Source organism: Variovorax sp. CCNWLW235, from assembly GCF_037204085.1.
Taxonomy (GTDB): domain Bacteria; phylum Pseudomonadota; class Gammaproteobacteria; order Burkholderiales; family Burkholderiaceae_C; genus Variovorax.
The window spans coordinates 16,095-32,718 of sequence record NZ_JBBCBW010000006.1 but is presented as its reverse complement, the minus strand read 5'-3'; the positions used below and the strand labels follow the sequence as shown (position 1 = coordinate 32,718).

Annotated in this window: 12 protein-coding genes; 5 read left to right on the top strand and 7 right to left on the bottom strand. The window is 67.1% G+C overall.

Annotated elements, in window-relative coordinates:
- Window positions 1-71: 71 nt before the first annotated feature.
- From V9L21_RS09065 to V9L21_RS09055, 3 genes are read right to left on the bottom strand one after another with little or no spacing between them, the layout of a single operon-like run.
- Window positions 72-1,316, bottom strand: coding sequence for a TIGR03862 family flavoprotein (locus V9L21_RS09065; protein ID WP_337311089.1), 1,245 nt, complete (start codon window positions 1,314-1,316; stop codon window positions 72-74).
- Entirely contained in the window at window positions 1,313-4,573 is a 3,261-nt protein-coding gene (locus tag V9L21_RS09060; RefSeq protein WP_337311087.1) for a UvrD-helicase domain-containing protein, read from the bottom strand. The genes V9L21_RS09065 and V9L21_RS09060 overlap by 4 nt, the downstream gene beginning before the upstream one ends.
- A complete protein-coding gene (locus V9L21_RS09055) occupies window positions 4,570-7,167 on the bottom strand; it encodes a PD-(D/E)XK nuclease family protein (protein WP_337311085.1) in 2,598 nt (865 codons plus the stop codon). The genes V9L21_RS09060 and V9L21_RS09055 overlap by 4 nt, the downstream gene beginning before the upstream one ends.
- 158 nt (window positions 7,168-7,325) lie before the next feature.
- On the opposite strand from V9L21_RS09055, the gene trxA reads away from it, so the two are divergent.
- Window positions 7,326-7,658 (top strand): thioredoxin TrxA, encoded by a 333-nt coding sequence (gene trxA, locus V9L21_RS09050; RefSeq protein ID WP_012747433.1) that lies wholly within the window; start codon window positions 7,326-7,328, stop codon window positions 7,656-7,658.
- A 179-nt stretch (window positions 7,659-7,837) separates the two neighbouring features.
- Window positions 7,838-9,103: a transcription termination factor Rho gene (gene rho / locus V9L21_RS09045; protein ID WP_012747432.1), complete on the top strand. Its 1,266-nt coding sequence runs from the start codon at window positions 7,838-7,840 to the stop codon at window positions 9,101-9,103.
- Window positions 9,104-9,156: 53 nt separating this feature from the next.
- Here rho and V9L21_RS09040 read toward each other — a convergent pair whose 3' ends face one another.
- Window positions 9,157-10,230 (bottom strand): oxidoreductase, encoded by a 1,074-nt coding sequence (locus V9L21_RS09040; RefSeq protein ID WP_337311084.1) that lies wholly within the window; start codon window positions 10,228-10,230, stop codon window positions 9,157-9,159.
- Window positions 10,231-10,383: 153 nt separating this feature from the next.
- Here V9L21_RS09040 and V9L21_RS09035 point away from each other — a divergent pair, with 153 nt between their 5' ends.
- The 3 genes from V9L21_RS09035 (at window position 10,384) to V9L21_RS09025 (ending at window position 13,818) form a co-directional block, all read left to right on the top strand.
- Window positions 10,384-10,653: a type B 50S ribosomal protein L31 gene (locus V9L21_RS09035; protein ID WP_019653042.1), complete on the top strand. Its 270-nt coding sequence runs from the start codon at window positions 10,384-10,386 to the stop codon at window positions 10,651-10,653.
- An 81-nt stretch (window positions 10,654-10,734) separates the two neighbouring features.
- Window positions 10,735-12,471 carry a hypothetical protein gene (locus V9L21_RS09030; RefSeq protein WP_337311082.1) on the top strand — a complete coding sequence of 579 codons (1,737 nt, stop codon included), beginning with the start codon at window positions 10,735-10,737 and terminating at the stop codon, window positions 12,469-12,471.
- A gap of 3 nt (window positions 12,472-12,474) precedes the next feature.
- Window positions 12,475-13,818, top strand: coding sequence for an MATE family efflux transporter (locus tag V9L21_RS09025; RefSeq protein ID WP_337311080.1), 1,344 nt, complete (start codon window positions 12,475-12,477; stop codon window positions 13,816-13,818).
- Here the strand turns inward: V9L21_RS09025 and phoR are convergent.
- From phoR to phoU, 3 genes are read right to left on the bottom strand one after another with little or no spacing between them, the layout of a single operon-like run.
- Window positions 13,807-15,144, bottom strand: coding sequence for a phosphate regulon sensor histidine kinase PhoR (gene phoR / locus V9L21_RS09020; RefSeq protein ID WP_337311078.1), 1,338 nt, complete (start codon window positions 15,142-15,144; stop codon window positions 13,807-13,809). The two genes, V9L21_RS09025 and phoR, sit on opposite strands and share 12 nt — an antisense overlap.
- Before the next feature lie 44 nt (window positions 15,145-15,188).
- Window positions 15,189-15,881, bottom strand: coding sequence for a phosphate regulon transcriptional regulator PhoB (gene phoB / locus V9L21_RS09015; protein ID WP_126746518.1), 693 nt, complete (start codon window positions 15,879-15,881; stop codon window positions 15,189-15,191).
- Between the two features lie 27 nt (window positions 15,882-15,908).
- The gene (phoU, locus tag V9L21_RS09010; RefSeq protein ID WP_126746519.1) at window positions 15,909-16,610 is read right to left on the bottom strand and encodes a phosphate signaling complex protein PhoU; all 702 of its coding nucleotides are present in this window, start codon (window positions 16,608-16,610) and stop codon (window positions 15,909-15,911) included.
- Between the last annotated feature and the right edge of the window lie 14 nt (window positions 16,611-16,624).

Below are 16,624 nucleotides of genomic sequence, written 5' to 3'. Positions count from 1 at the left end.
TTTGTTTTTGTCTGACCGCAGCTTATTCCTTGTGCGCGCAATAAACAATACAAAAGTATTCAGCTATGCCTTCAAAGGCTCAGTTGCTTGATGGCTCCGCGGGCCGCAGCCGCACCACTGGCCATGGAGGCCGTCAGCAGGTAACCGCCGGTCGGCGCCTCCCAATCGAGCATTTCTCCCGCAACGAACACGCCGGGCAATTCAGTTGCCATGAGCCCTTCGTCCAGCGCATCGAAGCGAACACCACCCGCGGTGCTGATGGCTTCATCGATCGGGCGTGCTGCAACCAGGCGCAGCGGTACGGCCTTGATGGTTGCTGCCAGTTGCGCAGGGTCTTGCATGGCCTCGCGGCTCAGCACTTCGTGCAGCACGCCGGCCTTGATGCCTTCCAGGCCGAGCCGGCTCTTGAGGTGGCTGCTGAGCGAACGGGCGCCGCGCGGATGCGTGACGGCGGCCAACACCTGTTCGGCGCTGCGGTCTGGCAGCAGATCGAGCAGCAGCGTGGCGCTGCCGTGCGCGGCGATCTCGTCGCGCAGCAATGCCGATGCTGCGTAGATCAGGCTGCCCTCGATGCCGGTGGCAGTCGCAACGAACTCGCCCTTGCGCGTAAAGCGGCGGCCTTGGCTGTCGGTGAACGAAATGGCGACAGACTTGAAAGGCTGGCCCGCGAACCGGCTGGAGAAATGTTCGCTCCACCCTGCTCCATCGAAGCCGCAATTGGCGGGCAGCAGCGGTGCGACGCCGACGCCGCGCGCCTGGAGCCACGGCGCCCATGCGCCATCGGAGCCCAGCCGCGCCCAACTGGCACCACCGAGCGCGAGCACTACCGCATCGGCCTTCACGGTGGCTTCGCCGGCCGGGGTGGCAAACCGCAGCGAAGCCGCAGCTATCGGCGCATCTCCGCCCACAAGCCAGCGATGGCGCATATGAAACTGCACGCCCGCTGCGCGCAGCCGCTGCAGCCACGCACGCAGCAACGGCGCGGCTTTCATGTCGGTCGGGAAGACGCGGCCCGAGGTGCCGACGAAGGTCTCGATGCCCAGGCCCGCTGCCCATTGGCGCACCTGCTCCGGGCCGAAGTGGGTGAGCATGGGTTCGAGCTGCGCGCGCCGGTCGCCGAACCGGCTCATGAAGATGTCGAAGGGCTCGGAGTGCGTAAGGTTGAGCCCGCCGCGGCCGGCCAGCAGGAACTTGCGGCCCACCGAGGGCATGGCGTCGTACACGTGCACCTGCACGCCGGACGCGCTCAAGACTTCGGCCGCCATGAGGCCGGCAGGTCCGCCGCCGATCACGGCGACGGTATGGGAAAGAGTCATTCGAGATTTACCAGTTCGCCCTGCCCGGTCAGGAACGCGGCGCGCACCGTGGCACCGGGATAGGCATGTTGCACGGCGGCGCGGTAGCGCTGCATCTGTGCGATGAGTGCCGCGTCGCGCTCGGGGCGGGCGGCAGATTTGTAGTCGAGGATCCACCAGGCGCCGGTGGCGCGCTCGCGCACCAGCCTGTCGATGCGCAGCGTTTCGCCTTCGTGCACCAGGGTGACTTCATTGCCGTGCCAGTCGATCATGCGCTCATTCCAAGCCCATGCGCCGGCGCCGCCGCGAATGCGCTCGGCGAGCACCGCGGCGCCGCGGGCCTGCTGCGCGTCGAGCAAGAACTCGCGCGCCGCGGCGCGCACGTGCGCGGCCGGCAACGGCTCGCCCGGCTCGGCCCATTCGAGCAAGCGGTGCACCGCCTGGCCGAACGCGGCAGCGCGCGCATCGACGGTAGTGTCAGCCGCTTTCTTGATCGCCACGGGTTCCTTGACCGCTGGCGCGAGCACGGGCATCTGCTTCATCGGGAAGCTGCCTGCGCCGGAAGCCGCCGGCAACACGATCAGCGGCTCGTCGGCTTCGGCGGGTTCGCACATCGATTCGAGCCGCGCCCACCAGCTGCCCTCGTTGGCGCGGGCGGGCTGCACCGACGACAGCACAAGGCGCTCGCGCGCCCGGGTGGTCGCCACGTAAAGACCGTTGAGCTCCTCACGGTGTCGTGCGCGCTGTTCTTCTTCAAGCAACGTGGTGGCGCAGCCCGGCGGCGTTTTCTCGCTCGCCAGAAACACGAACCGCGTCGGTGCGCTGTCGCTGCCCTTCCATTCGACCAGCACGCCCATGGTCTGGGCGCGCGGAGGCGGCGCGTCGCAGTCGAGCATGAGCACGGTGTCGGCCTCGAGGCCCTTGGCGCCGTGCACGGTCAGCAGTTGCACCGCATCGGGCACGGCGACGGACGGCGCCCTGACGCCCCCGGCGCGCAATGCGCGCACCAGCGCATAAGGCGTGGCGTAGCGGGCGCCTTCGATTTCGAGCGATGCCGCCAGCAACCCACGCAGATTGGCCAAGGCACTCTGGCGCATGGCCGAGGGCATGGCGGCACCGAACCTGGCGAGCACATCGCCATCGTGAAAGATCGCATCGAGCGCATCGTGCGGTGGCAACGCAGCAAGCCAGCGCCGCCACTGCTTGAGCTTGGCGCCCGCCTCGACCAGTTCCGGCGGCAGGTCTTCGCCCTTTTGAATCAACGCGAACCAGCTCGACGAAGGTTGCTCGCGCTGGCGCAGCGCCAACTGCACCAGCGCGTCGTCGCCGATGCCGAACAGCGGCGACTTGAGCGCACGTGCCAGGGAGAGGTCGTGCGCGGGCGAGACCAGCGCATCGATCAGCGCGACCACGTCCTGCACTTCAGGCGCATCGTGCAGCTCGTTCTTTTCGGGCTGCTGCACGGGAATGTGACGCTCGCGTAGCGCGTCCTGCATGGCGGACAGGCGGTTGCGCCGGCGCGCCAGCACCATGATCTGCCGCGGCGGCGTGCCGTCGGCAATGCGTTGCGCCACCCATCGCGCCGCTTGCTCGCATTCCTTTTGCAGCAACTGCTCTTCAGGCAAGACGCGGGGCGTAACGAGGCTGTCGCGCCAATGCAGCATGCCGTCGTCGGCAGGCGCGGCTGCGGCCGTGCTGACCGCATCGCGGTCGATGGGCGGGAGCTTGAGCAGTTCGCCCTCGTCGTTGCGCTCGGTGGTGTGCGCGCGGTAGCCGTCGAACTCACCCGCTTGCTGTGCGGCGAGCATCGCCTGGTTGACAAGGCCGACCACCGCACGCGCGTTGCGGTGGGTGTGGTCGCAGTTGAGCAGTTCGCCGCCCAGGCCTTCGCGCACGAATTTTTTCGCAGCGATGAAGACCTGCGGCTCGGCACGGCGAAAGCGGTAGATGCTCTGCTTCGGGTCGCCCACGATGAAAACGCGCGGCGCCTTGCCGCCCGCACCGGTGTAGGCGCTGAGCCAACCGTAGAGCGCCTGCCACTGCAGCGGGTTGGTGTCCTGGAACTCGTCGATCAGCAGATGGGCGATGCGTGCATCGAGCCGCTCCTGCACCCAGCCCGACAGCGCCGACTGGCCGAGCAGCAGTTGAGCGGCTTGCTCGACGTCGTTCATGTCGACCCATCCGTGGGCGCGCTTCACTTCGGCAAATGCGGAGACGAGGATGCGCGTGAGACGCGTCATGCGCTGCTGGTAGAGCCACGCCGCGTGCTGGGCCTGTGCCATGCACAGGGTCTGGAGCTCGGCTTCGGCTTCTTGCGCGGCAGGGAATTTCTGCAGGTTCTTGGTGAGCCGGTCTTCCGCCGCGACGAAGAAATTCTTGCGCAGGTGCGCCAGGGCGGCGGCACGTGACTCCGTCGGCGGCTCGCCGGTGCCGAACACGTCGATGATCGCCTCGGCGGCCTTTTGCGGTGTCTTGTTGGCTTCGCGGCCAAGTGCGGCGGCACGGTCGAGCCAGCGGCGCCGGACGAGGTCTCCACTCAAGGCATCGGTCGGTTCGTCCAGGCCTTCGAGCGAGGGATGCATGGCGCTGAAGTGCTGCACCGCCGACGCCGGGTCGGACAGCGCAAACTCGACACGGCGCGTGAGCGCTTCGCCCAGCGCCTTGGCGGTCTGCGAACGGCCGTAGGTGGCCACGACGGCGTAGTAGTCGGCCAACGCCTCCTTGTCAGCCGTCACGGCCTCGAAGAAGGGGCGCCAGGTGCGTGAGCGCGCCTCGGCATCGTCTTCGAGCAGTTCGTAGTTCGCAGGCAGGCCGAGTTCGCGCAACACTGCCAATGGCGCGTTGCGCAAAAGCCCCGCAAACCAGGCGTGGAAGGTACGGAACTGCACCGGCCGGCCGCCTTCGAGCAAGCGCCTGTAAAGTCCTTTCAGGCGCGGAACGGCGGCAAGCGCGGCCGCGGGATCGACACCGCGCATCACCAGTTCGCGCACCAGCTCTTCGGGGCTGCGCTCGGCGAACTGCTCCAGCCATTGGTCGAGCCGCTCACGCATCTCTCCAGCAGCCTTCTTGGTGAAGGTAATGGCCAGAATCTCGTGCGGCTCGCAGGCGGATTCGCCCTCTTCGAGCAGCGCGCGCAAGATGCGGGACACCAGCATCCAGGTCTTGCCCGCGCCGGCGCAGGCTTCGACCGCAACGGAGCGGCGCGGATCGCAGGCGACGGTGTAGAAGGCCTCGCGCGTGACGTGCCGGCCGTTGTGTTCGTAGGCGGCGCCGTTCATTGGGCGGGCCCTCCGGGCACAGCGTCAGTCGAAGGCGGAGGTTGTTCGATCTCCCAGAAGTCTTTTCTGCAAAGCCCCCGTGCCGCGCAGTAGTCGCAGATGGCACCCTCCCCTAATGGCGGGAGCGCCGCCCCCTCGGCAATGCGGGTGAAATCGTCGAGGATGCCCGCGACCAGCGCATCTCGCGCCTCGACCACCACAGGCTGCTCGACGGTCTGCGTGCCGGACGACTTCTCACCGACGTTGACGTAGGCCGCGCGCAGAGTGTCGTCGGCCACCAGCGCGGCATAGAAGGCCAGCTGCGTGTCTTCGGTCGGATCTTTCACGCGCTCCTTGGTGACCGCGGCCGACTCGGTCTTGTAGTCGATCACGAAGGCTTGCCCGTCGGGCATGCGGTCGATGCGGTCCAGCCGGCCGACCAGTTGCAGGTTTCCCAGCGGCTGCTCCATCCACGGTTCCGATTCGGCGAACACCGCGCCGCTTGCCTCATGGCCGGCGAGCCACTGCAGGTAGCCGTCGCGCACCGCCGGCCACGCCGCGGCGAACGGCAGGAACTCGGCATCGGAGAGCGCGAACTCGTGCGTGGCGCGCTCGGCTGCGGCGGTGATGTACGCCAACCGCTCCGCCATCTCATTGGTGGGGGTTTCCTTCAGCGCCTCATGAAAGTGGCCCAGCACGGCATGCAGCCAGTTGCCGAAGTCGCGCTTGTCGACCTCGGCATCGAGCTCATCGGCACTGCGCAGGCCCAGTTGCCGCAACGCGAAGAAACGGTAGGGGCAGCGGCGCAGGTCTTCGTAGACGCTGGTCGAAATGTTCCGCAGCGGCAGTAGCGCTCCAGAGGGCGTCGGGTACAAGGTCGGCTGCAGCGCAACCTCGCGCGGCGTGCGTGGGTCGGCCGCCATTTGCAACGCATGGTCGAGCTGCAGCGCCTGCACCAGCGGGCTCGGCCGCACGGGTTCACCGCTGGCATCGGATCGGCGCCACAGCAGTTCGCAGCAAGGGTTGCACAAGGCGGCGGACCAGGCCGAACGTTGCGCGGCCTCGAGCGTTTCGCGCGCGGGCAAGCCGAGTTCTGCGCGCTGGGCGGCGCTCCAGTTGCCGGGCGGCTCGGGCGAGGCAGGCAGGCGCCGGTCGTCGCAGCCTGGAATGACCACCGCGCCGAAGGCCCGGCCCAACAGCTGGTGCAACGGCAACACCACCACCTGGGGCACGTCGCCACCGGCTGGCGGCACAAAGCTGGCGTCTTCGAGCACGTCGCGCACCCACGCGGTGAACTCGGCCAGCGTGTGGCGTCCACCGGGAAATTCGTCGTCATCGCCGTGCGCGCCGGCGTCGAGCCACAGGGCACCGATCACCTTGCCACCGGCCATGTCGGCGGCGAGCGGCTCCCACTGCCCGCCGGCTTCGAGCAGCTCGCGCAAGGCGCGAAGCCAGTCGGCGAGCGGCCTGGAACGGGCCATGGCCATGCGGCGGCCCTCCACTGCTTCTGTGAAGGGCAACAGTGCGATGTCTTGCGGCTTTTCGCTGCGGGCGGCCTGTCCGCACCAGGCGGACCACTCGCGCACGCCTTCGCGCCGCAGCCGCACCTCGAGTGCCTGCACGGCGAGCGCATCGCCGTCGGCGCTACTCTTGAGCCATTCGAGCACCTGGTCGCTGCCCGCGTCGTGGGCGCAGGCGCGCAGCGCGCTCATCACGGTGGCGGCGGCGCGCGTGGTGGAAAGCTTCCAGCCGGTTTCGTCGTGCGCCGTGATGCCGTGCGCCTGGAGCTGCGCGCCGATGCGCCGCGTGAGCGCGCGATCGGTGGTGATGAGCGCGACCGGCGCGCGGCCCTCTGCCAGGTGCCGCAGCACGCACGCGGCGGCCAGTTCCGCCTCGTCCTCGGGGTCGTCAGCGACATGCGCACTCGCGGCTGCGGCGGGCGGCGCCGTGGGCACCAGCGAGAGATGAATCGCGCGGTCGCCCCACAAGTTGCACAGCGTCTGCGTGAGCGGATCGGTCTGGAAGCCTTCGAGCACGATGAGCGCATCGACCTGCGTGCGCACGTTCTCGCGCAGCAGCACATCGGTGGCATAGCCCGAGTTGGCAGCCCAGGCCACCGCAACGCGGATCAGCGCGCTTTCGATGCGAAACCACTCCGACTCGTTGCCCGCTTCGGCCACGTGGGCCGCCTTCTGCGCCCATTCGCTGCCGCGCTCTTGCGGCAACGCGGCGGCCGCCAGCGGAGCCAGCTGGTAGGCCAGCTCGACCACCCGCCCCGCCAGCGCAAAGCGTTCGGCGGCAAAGCCGGCCTGCGACAGCAGCGCCTGTGCCGTTACCAGGTCGCGCGCCATGTCGAATGCGATGTCGTAGCCCGTGGGCAAGAAACCGCCCGAGCTGCGCGCCCAGTTGCGCGTGGTTTCGAACCGGGGCACGAAGCCCGGGCTGCCGCAGCGCGCCCACATGCCGCGGGCGACTCCCATGAGTTGCGCATAGGGCACCAGCACCACGGTGCGCGCCGCGTGCAGTTGGCGCTCTGCAATAGCGGCGGCAATGCGGGCAACCACGCCGTCGGCGGGGTCGCACCACAGGGCCTGGACGGGGTGGCCTTCGTTCATGTTCTATCGAGGGGTTGGAGGGCGTGGGGGCGCGACGCGCAAAGGGCTTTTGCTATCGGCGCCATAGCGTTCCCGCACGGCACCCCACCCCTTGGTTTCTGTCACAATGACCAGCACTTTAGCTGCACCGAAACTCTCCGCGCACAAGGACACATCACATGGCCAGCGACCTGATCAAACACATCTCCGATTCTTCCTTCGAAGCCGACGTGCTCAAGTCCAGCCAGCCCGTGCTGGTCGACTACTGGGCCGAATGGTGCGGCCCCTGCAAGATGATCGCACCCATCCTGGATGAAGTGTCGACCGCCTACGAAGGCAAGCTGCAGATCGCCAAGCTCAACGTGGACGAAAACCGCGACATTCCGGCCAAGTTCGGCATCCGCGGCATCCCCACGCTCATGCTGTTCAAGGACGGCCAGCTGGCCGCCACCAAGGTCGGCGCCATGAGCAAGGCGCAACTCACGGCCTTCATCGACCAGCAGCTAGCCTGAGACATTTCAACCGGCCAGCGCGCAATGCGTTGGCCGGACGATTTTTCCTGTCATAATCTCCCACAGATCACCGGCCCTTTCAGGCAACCGGTTCGAGTTCCCCGGTTAGTGAAGCAGTTCTCGCTTCACGTTTAACCTCCCCCCGTTTTCCGATCGATTACCCCGCGAGGGGTCATTCCATGCACTTAAACGAACTCAAGGCACTCCACGTGTCTGAAGTCCTCAAGCAGGCTGAAGCGCTTGAGATCGAAAACGTCGGCCGCATGCGCAAGCAAGAGCTGATGTTCGCGATCATCAAGAAGCGCGCCAAGGCCGGCGAGCAGGTCTTCGCCGACGGCGTGCTCGAAATCCTGCCCGACGGCTTCGGCTTTCTACGCAGCCCGGACACCAGCTTCACGGCCAGCACGGACGACATCTACATTTCGCCGAGCCAGGTGCGCCGCTTCAACCTGCACACCGGCGACATGATCGAAGGCGAAGTGCGCACGCCCAAGGACGGCGAGCGCTACTTCGCGCTGACCAAGCTCGACAAGGTCAACGACGGTCCGCCCGAACAGAACAAGCACAAGGTGATGTTCGAAAACCTGACGCCGCTGTTCCCCAAGGAGCAGATGAAGCTCGAGCGCGACGGCATCAAGAGCGACGAGAACATCACGGGCCGGATCATCGACATCATCGCCCCCATCGGCAAGGGCCAGCGCGCCCTGCTGGTGGCGCCGCCCAAGAGCGGCAAGACGGTGATGATGCAGCACATTGCCCACGCCATCAGCGCCAACTACCCCGAAGTGCACATGATGGTGCTGCTGGTGGACGAGCGGCCTGAAGAAGTGACCGAAATGCAGCGCACCGTGAAGGGCGAGGTCATTGCCTCGACCTTCGACGAACCCGCCGCGCGCCACGTGCACGTGGCCGAAATGGTGATCGAGCGCGCCAAGCGCCTGGTCGAGCTCAAGAAGGACGTGGTGATCCTGCTCGACTCGATCACCCGCCTTGCCCGCGCCTATAACAACGTCGTGCCCTCGTCGGGCAAGGTGCTGACCGGCGGTGTCGACTCCAACGCGCTGCAGCGCCCCAAGCGCTTCCTGGGCGCCGCGCGCAACGTGGAAGAAGGCGGCTCGCTGACCATCATCGGCACCGCGCTGATCGACACCGGCAGCCGCATGGACGAAGTGATCTTCGAAGAGTTCAAGGGCACCGGCAACTCCGAAATCCACCTGGACCGCCGCCTGTACGAAAAGCGCGTGTTCCCGTCGATCCAGCTCAACCGCAGCGGCACGCGCCGCGAAGAACTGCTGCTCGCCCCCGAGATCCTGCAGAAGACCCGCATCCTGCGCCAGCTCATGTACAACATGGACGAGATCGAGTCGATGGAGCTGATGCTCAAGAACATGAAGGCGACGAAAACGAATGTCGAGTTCTTCGACATGATGCGTCGCGGCGGCTGAGCTCCCACGCTCGCCGCAAAAGCGTGTTGACCCTCCCGGTCAACGCGCTTTTTTCATGGGCGTTCGACGATGCGGATCGCCCGCCCCTCGGCCGCGCTCTGCTGGCCGATATCGAGCAGTTCCATCAGCGCGACGGCCTGCTCGGGAGGCACCGGATTCGGCCCAGTGCCAAGGATCGCATCGCGCACCGCAGCGTAGTAGTCGACGTAGTTGCCGGCCCGCGTGGGCCAAACGCGGCGCTGCGGCTCGCCGCCGTCGCTGCCGGGCACCACGAGTTCGCCGTCTTGCGGGTCTGCGCCCCACCCCGCCATGGGCGGCCGCTGTCCGGCGCGCAGCGCGTCTTCCTGCGGATCGACGCCATGCTTGATGTAGCTGCCGCGTGTGCCGTGGATGATGTAGCGCGGCGCCGCATGGGCCGCCAGCGTCGTGGCGTGAAGCACCACGCGCAGCGGCGCATGCGGGCCGCTTTCGTAGCGCAGCACGGCATGAAAGTAGTCTTCGACCTGCGCCCCGTCGCGCAGCGCCGCGGTGTCGAGCTGCAGCGAATCGGGCTTTCCAAACAGTTGAACGGCCTGGTCGACCAGGTGCGCACCCAGGTCGACCCACAGGCCCGCGCCGGGCACCTTCTGCTCGCGCCAGCGGTCCCGAACCTCGGGGCGGAAGCGGTCGAAATGCGATTCCAGGTACACCGGGCGGCCGAGTTCGCCGCTGGCCAGCACGTCCTTGAGCGTGAGGTAGTCGGCGTCGAAGCGCCGGTTCTGGTAAACCGCCAGCACCCGGTTGTTGCGCCGAGCCAACGCTTCCAGATCCCGGGCCTCGGCCACGTCGAGGGTGAAAGGCTTGTCCACCACCACGTGCTTGCCGGCCGCCAGCGCCGCCTTGGCAACCGGATAGTGCAGCGCGTTGGGGGTGGCGACCACCACCAGGTCGATGTCCGGGCGGGCCACGAGCGCCTCCACGTCGGGCACCACGGCTGCATTCGGCCAGTCGGCATTGACTTTTTGCGGCTGCGAGCTGGCCACGGCCGCCAGTTCGAGCCCCGACACGGCCGAAAGCACGGGCGCATGAAAAGTCTGGCCGGCAAAGCCGTAGCCGACAAGGCCGGTGCGCAAGGTTCTGGAGGTCATCTACGGAGGCCTTTCGCTCGAAACGGCCAGTATGCGATAATCGACGGCTCCGCGAAAAGTGCGGCTGGGCGTTTTGCCCGGCGCTTCCCCAAGGAACAGCCTGCCCCCTGCCGGCACGCTTGTGGCTCTCGCATCGACCCCAAAGGAAACACCATGGCAAAAGAAGGCATTCACCCGAATTACCGCGAAGTTCTGTTCGTCGACATGTCGAACGGCTTCAAGTTCGTGACCCGTTCGTGCGCGAACACCAAGGAAATGGGCAAGACCGACGACGGCCGCGAACTGCCGCTGTTCAAGCTCGACACCACGAGCGAATCGCACCCGTTCTACACCGGCACGCAAAAGTCGGTCGACAACATGGGCGGTCGCGTCGAGAAGTTCCGCAACCGCTTCGGCAAGACGACCGGCGCTGCTTCCAAGTAAAGCACGCGCTTTCGCACTGAGGGCAGCCCGGTTTACCGCGCTGCCCTTTTTCTTTCCCAAAACCGCCGTTCGCTCATCTTTGTGAATCAACCCACTCCTGCGATCGTTGCCCAGAGCGCCGTGCGCCGGTTGCCGCGCATTGCGTTGCTGTTGTTATGCGCCGCCTACCTCCTGCCGGGCCTTGTGGGACGCGGCCCGTGGAAGAGCGCAGATATCACGTCGTTCGGCTACATGGCCGAACTGGCGCGCACCACCGAAGGCATTGCGCGCTGGTTCGATCCCATGCTGCTGGGCCTGCGCCCTGAAACACCGGCGCTCATTCCGTACTGGATCGGCGCCTGGGCCATCAAGATCGCGCCCTCCTGGGTGCACCCCGACCTTGCCGTGCGCGTCGTCTTTGCGCTGATGCTCTGGGGCACGTTCACCGCCACCTGGTACGCGGTTTACTACCTCGCCCGCACCTCGCGGGCCCAGCCGGTGGCTTTTGCCTTCGGCGGTGAGGCACGCCCCACCGACTACGCACGCGCCATCGCCGACGGCGGCTTGCTGGCGCTGATCGCCTGCCTGGGCCTGGCCCAGCTCGGCCACGAAACCACGCCGGCCCTGGCGCAGCTGTACTTCGCATCGCATCTCTTCTACGGCGTGGCCGCGCTGCCATACCGCCGAGTCGGCCCCGTGATCGCGCTGATCGTCGGCACGGTCGGCATGACGCTGAGCGGTGGTCCCACGGTCGGGCTGGCACTGGCGATCGGTAGTGCGCTCTTCATGGCCTCCGAGCGGCGCACCGCGCGCAAGGCCGACACAACGACGGACGAAGGCCCCGGCTACACACGGGGCGCGCTCGCGACGATGGTTGCAGTCGCGCTGGTGGCTGCGGCGCTGGCCATCGGCCTCGGTCTGCTCGAATGGAAAATCCAGCTGCCGGGCAGGCACCCGAGCAGCACCTCCGTGCTGGGCGACGTGCGCAGCCAGGCCAAGCTGCTGGTGTGGTTCACCTGGCCGGTGTGGCCCCTTGCCATCTGGACGCTCTGGCGCTGGCGCCGGCAGCTCACCGCGCGCCACGTGGCCCTGCCCTTCTGGTTTGCGCTGGTGCCGCTGGCCGCCACCTGGACCACCGACTATTCCGACCGGTCGCTGCTGCTGGCGCTGCCCGCGCTCGCCACGCTGGCGGCCTTTGCGCTGCCGACCTTCCGGCGCAGCGCGGCGGCGCTGATCGACTGGTTCAACGTGCTGTTCTTCAGCGGCCTGGCCGTGCTGGGCTGGGTCTACTGGATCGCCATGCAGACCGGGGTGCCGCCCAAGCCGGCGGCCAGCGTGGCACGCCTGGTGCCAGGCTTCGTGCCCGAGTTCTCTATCGTTCCGTTCGTTCTGGCCCTGGCCGCAACCATTACCTGGTGTTGGGTGGTGCGCTGGCGCACCGGGCGGCACCAAGCCGCGCTCTGGAAAACGCTGGTGCTCCCGGCGGGCGGCACGGCGCTGTGCTGGATGCTGCTGATGACGCTCTGGCTGCCTTCCATCGACTATGCGCGCAGCTACGTTCCGCAAGTGCGCGCGGTGGCCGAGCGGGTCGGGCAGCCAAGCTGCGTTGCCGAACTGGCGCTCAGCCGTGCGCACATTGCGGCCCTGCAGCACCATGGCCGCTTCAACCTGCAGCCGCTGCTCCTTGGCACCAATTGCCCGTGGCTGCTGGTGAGCCCCGAAACCATCGAGCGGCTGCACACCATCATTCCCCTGGAGCAATGGCGTTTCAGCGGCACGCTGCGCCGGCCCAGCAGCGCGACCGACGACCTGCTGCTCTATCAAAAGATCGCACCGTAGCAAGTGAGTGGCGAAAGAGGTCTGATCGCGCGGCACGCCGGCACGGTGCTGGTCGGCCAGCTGGCCGTGATGGCATTCGGCGTGACCGACACCATCGTGGCCGGGCGCTATGCCGAGAGCGCCCTCGCCGCGCTGTCGGTGGGCGCGGCCGTATTCATCAGCGTGTTCGTCTCGCTGATGGGCGTGCTGCAGGCGCTGCTGCCCGTGTGGGCCGAACTGCACGGCGCCGACCGCAGGAGCGAAGTCGGCCGCTCGGTGCGGCAGTCGCTTTACCTGAGCGCCATCACCATTGCCGTCGGCATGGCGGTGCTGCTGTTCCCTGGCGCCGTGTTGCGCTGGACCCAGGTGCCTCCCGAAATGCGCGCCGGCGTGGAGGCCTACCTTGCGGTGCTGGCATTTGCGCTGCCGCCTGCCCTGCTCTTCCGTCTGTTCAGCACGCTGAACCAGAGCCTCGGCAAGCCGCAGGTCGTCACCTGGCTGCAGCTCGGCTCGCTGTTCGTGAAGCTGCCGCTGTCGATCTGGTTCACCTTCGGCGGCGCGGGCCTGCCGGCCATGGGCCTGGTGGGCTGCGCCTGGGCCACGCTGTGCGTGAACTGGGCGATGCTGGCCTGTGCGGCATGGCTGCTGCGCAGCAGTTCCTTCTACAAGGACTACCGGCTGTGGGAACGCATCGAGGCACCCGACTGGCGGCAGATCCGCCAGTTTGCGAGCCTTGGCATTCCCGGCGGTTTGGCGGTGCTGGTAGAGGTGACCTCGTTCACCCTGATGGCGCTGTTCATCGCCCGCCTCGGCACGGCCGCGGCCGCCGCGCACCAGATTGCCTCGAACCTGCTGGCAGTGGCCTACATGGTGCCGCTTTCGCTGGCCATTGCCACCAGCGCGCGCGTGAGCTTCTGGCTGGGTGCCGGCCATGCGGCACGAGCCCGCCGCGCCTGCCGCATGGGGTTTGAACTCACCGCCCTGTGCGCACTGTTCTTCGCTGGCGCCATGGTGGCACTGCGCTTCAAGCTGGCCCACGTGTATTCGGACAACCCGGCCGTGGTGGCGATTGCCGCGGCGTTGCTGCTGGTGGTGGCGGTCTATCACTTTGCCGACGCGCTGCAGACGCTGTGCGTCTTCGTGCTGCGCTGCTACCGCGTCACGCTGGCGCCGCTCGTCATCTATTGCACGCTGCTGTGGGGCCTGGGCCTTGGCGGCAGCTATCTGCTGGCCTACCGCGGCCTGGGGCCCTGGCCCGCGATGCAGTCGCCGCTTGCGTTCTGGCTCATGGGCTCGGGCGCGCTCACGGTCACTGCCGTGCTGTTCGGCGCCCTGCTGCGGTGGACGATGCGGCGTTCACTTCGCTAGCAGCCGCGCTTCCCGTACCCGGTTCGCCGGAAAAACCAGCGCAAAGCGGGAGCCCTTGCCCACTGTGCTCTCGATGCGCAGTTCAGCCCCGTGTCGCTGCGCAATGTGCTTGACGATGGCCAGCCCCAGCCCGGTGCCGCCAGTCTCGCGCGAGCGGCTGCGGTCGATTCGGTAGAAGCGCTCCGTCAGGCGGGGAATGTGCTCGGCGGCAATGCCGGGGCCGGTGTCGCGCACCGCGTATTCACCGCGCCCGTCGGGCAGGCGCCGCCAGGTCACCGCCACCTCGCCACCGCCGGGCGTGTAGCGAATGGCGTTGGTCAGCAGGTTCGACATGGCGCTTTGCAGCTCGGTCGGCGCGCCGGAGATTTCGGATTCGGCCTCGATGGTGAAGGAAAGCCGATGCCCCTGCGGCACCAGCCGGCCGGACAACCCGCGCCCTTCGTCCTCGCACTGGGCAAGCAGCGCGCGAATGCGGATCCACTGGCTGCCCGAAGGCGGCGCGCTGCCTTCGAGGCGCGAGAGCGTCAGCAGGTCATTCACCAGCGTTTCCATGCGGTGCGACTGCTGGCTCATCAGCGAGAGATACCTTGTGCGCTCCTCCGCATCGAGCGGCAGGTTCTGCAGCGTTTCGACAAAGCCGGCCAGCACCGTCAGCGGCGTGCGGATTTCATGCGAAACATTGGCGACGAAATCGCGCCGCATCGCCTCCGCCTGCTCTACCGCGGTGATGTCGCGCGTGAGCAGCATGCGGCGGTTGCCGGCATAGGGGTGCACCTGCACCGAGAGCCGTACCGGATGGCTGCGCTGCTGCGCCTGGCCGTGGCCCGAGGCATCGATGACGACGTCGCGGCTGTAGTTCCACGAGGCCAGGTAGGCCACGAAGGCCGGGTCGCGCACCAGGTTTGCAAGGTGCTGCAAAAGGTCGCGCTCGGCGTTGATGCCGAACTGGGCGGCCGCCGTCTGGTTGCACCATTCGATGCGGCCCTGCTCATCGAGCAGGATCACCCCGTTGGGAGACGCCTGGATGGCCGCCAGAAACTCCTGAAGGCGCTCTTCGGCCTGCCGGGTCTGCTGCTCGCGCTCGCGCAGCAGCTTGCGGATGCGTTCCGCGAGCTCGCCCCATACGCCGGCTCCGCGCGTGGGCAGCCCCGAGGCGTTGTTGCGCAGCACCCTCAGCAGGCGCTCGGCCCGCCATGCGTCCAGCGCCAGCCAGAGCACCGCGCCCAGCCAGGCGCCCAGCCACCCGAACTTCCAGCCAAAAATGGCTGCAGCGCCCAACCCCAAGACGATGGACGCTATAAGAAAAGTAGCAATACGGTAAGGCATGGCGCGCGATTATCCGCGCCCGCGGTCGATGAACACCGCGCTCTTCAAACCGTGACTTGGGCAGTCAGGCGATAGCCGGCACCGCGCACGGTTTCGACCATGGGTGCCGCGGCGCCCAGCGATTCGCGCAGGCGCTTGACGTGCACGTCGACCGTGCGTTCCTCGATGTAGACATGGTCGCCCCAGACCTTGTCGAGCAACTGCGCGCGGCTGTGCACGCGCTCGGCATGCTGCATCAAATACGCCAGCAGCTTGAACTCGGTCGGGCCCACCTTGAGCGCATTGCCCTGCCAGGTGACGCGATGCGTGGCGGTGTCGAGCGCGAGCTCGCCGATTTCAACCCGCTCGGTCACCACCTCGGGCGCACGGCGGCGCAGCACGGCGCGGATGCGCGCGAGCATTTCCTGGGTGGAGAACGGCTTGGTGATGTAGTCGTCGGCACCCGCGTCCAGGCCGGCCACCTTGTCGGGCTCGTCGCCGCGCGCGGTCAGCATCAGGATCGGGATTGCCTTGGTGCGTGCGTCCTTGCGCCACTGGCGGGCGAGCTGCAGGCCGCTCTGGCCCGGCAGCATCCAGTCGAGCAGGATCAGGTCCGGCAGGAAAGCGTCGATCTCGCGCTGGGCTGCGGCACCGTCTTCCGACCAGATCGGCTCGAAGCCGTTGTGGCGCAGGTTGACGGCGATCAGCTCGGCGATCGACGACTCGTCTTCGACGATCAGGACTCGGGGTTTCTTCATGCTTTCTGGGGAGTCTGGCGCTCGTTGTTACTGCAGCGCCGATTCGATTTCCTGCATCGAAGTGTGCCGTACATCGGCGCCCTTGACGATGTAGATGATGAACTCGGCGATATTCTTGGCGTGGTCTCCGATGCGTTCGATGGCCTTGGCCAGGAACAGCAGGTCGAGGCTGGCCGAGATCGTGCGCGGGTCTTCCATCATGTAGGTGACCAGCTTGCGCACGAAGCCGTCGAACTCCTTGTCGATCAGGTCGTCGTCCTTCAGGATCGACAGCGCGGCGGCCGTGTCCAGGCGCGCGAATGCGTCAAGCGCGGTGCGCAGCAGGCCCGAGGCCAGGTCGGCGGCAATGCGCAGTTCGTTCGAAGGCAGCGCGCGGGCCGAACCGCTCTCGATGATCGACTTGACCATGCGTGCGATCTTGTTGGCCTCGTCGCCCACGCGCTCCAGGTTGGCCGTGGTCTTGGAGATGGCGATCAGAAGGCGCAGGTCGCGCGCGGTCGGCTGGCGCCGCGCAATGATCGACGACAGCTCGCGGTCGATCTCGATCTCCATCGCGTTGACGCGGTGCTCGGTTTCCATCACGCGGTCGGCCGCCTCGGGGTCGAACTGCAGCAGCGCATACACCGCCTGGTGGATTTGCGCCTCGACCATGCCGCCGAGCTCCATCACGCGCGACGAAACGCCGTTGAGTTCGCTGTCGAACTGGCTGGAGAGATGTTTTTCAGTCATGTGTGCCTCCTTGG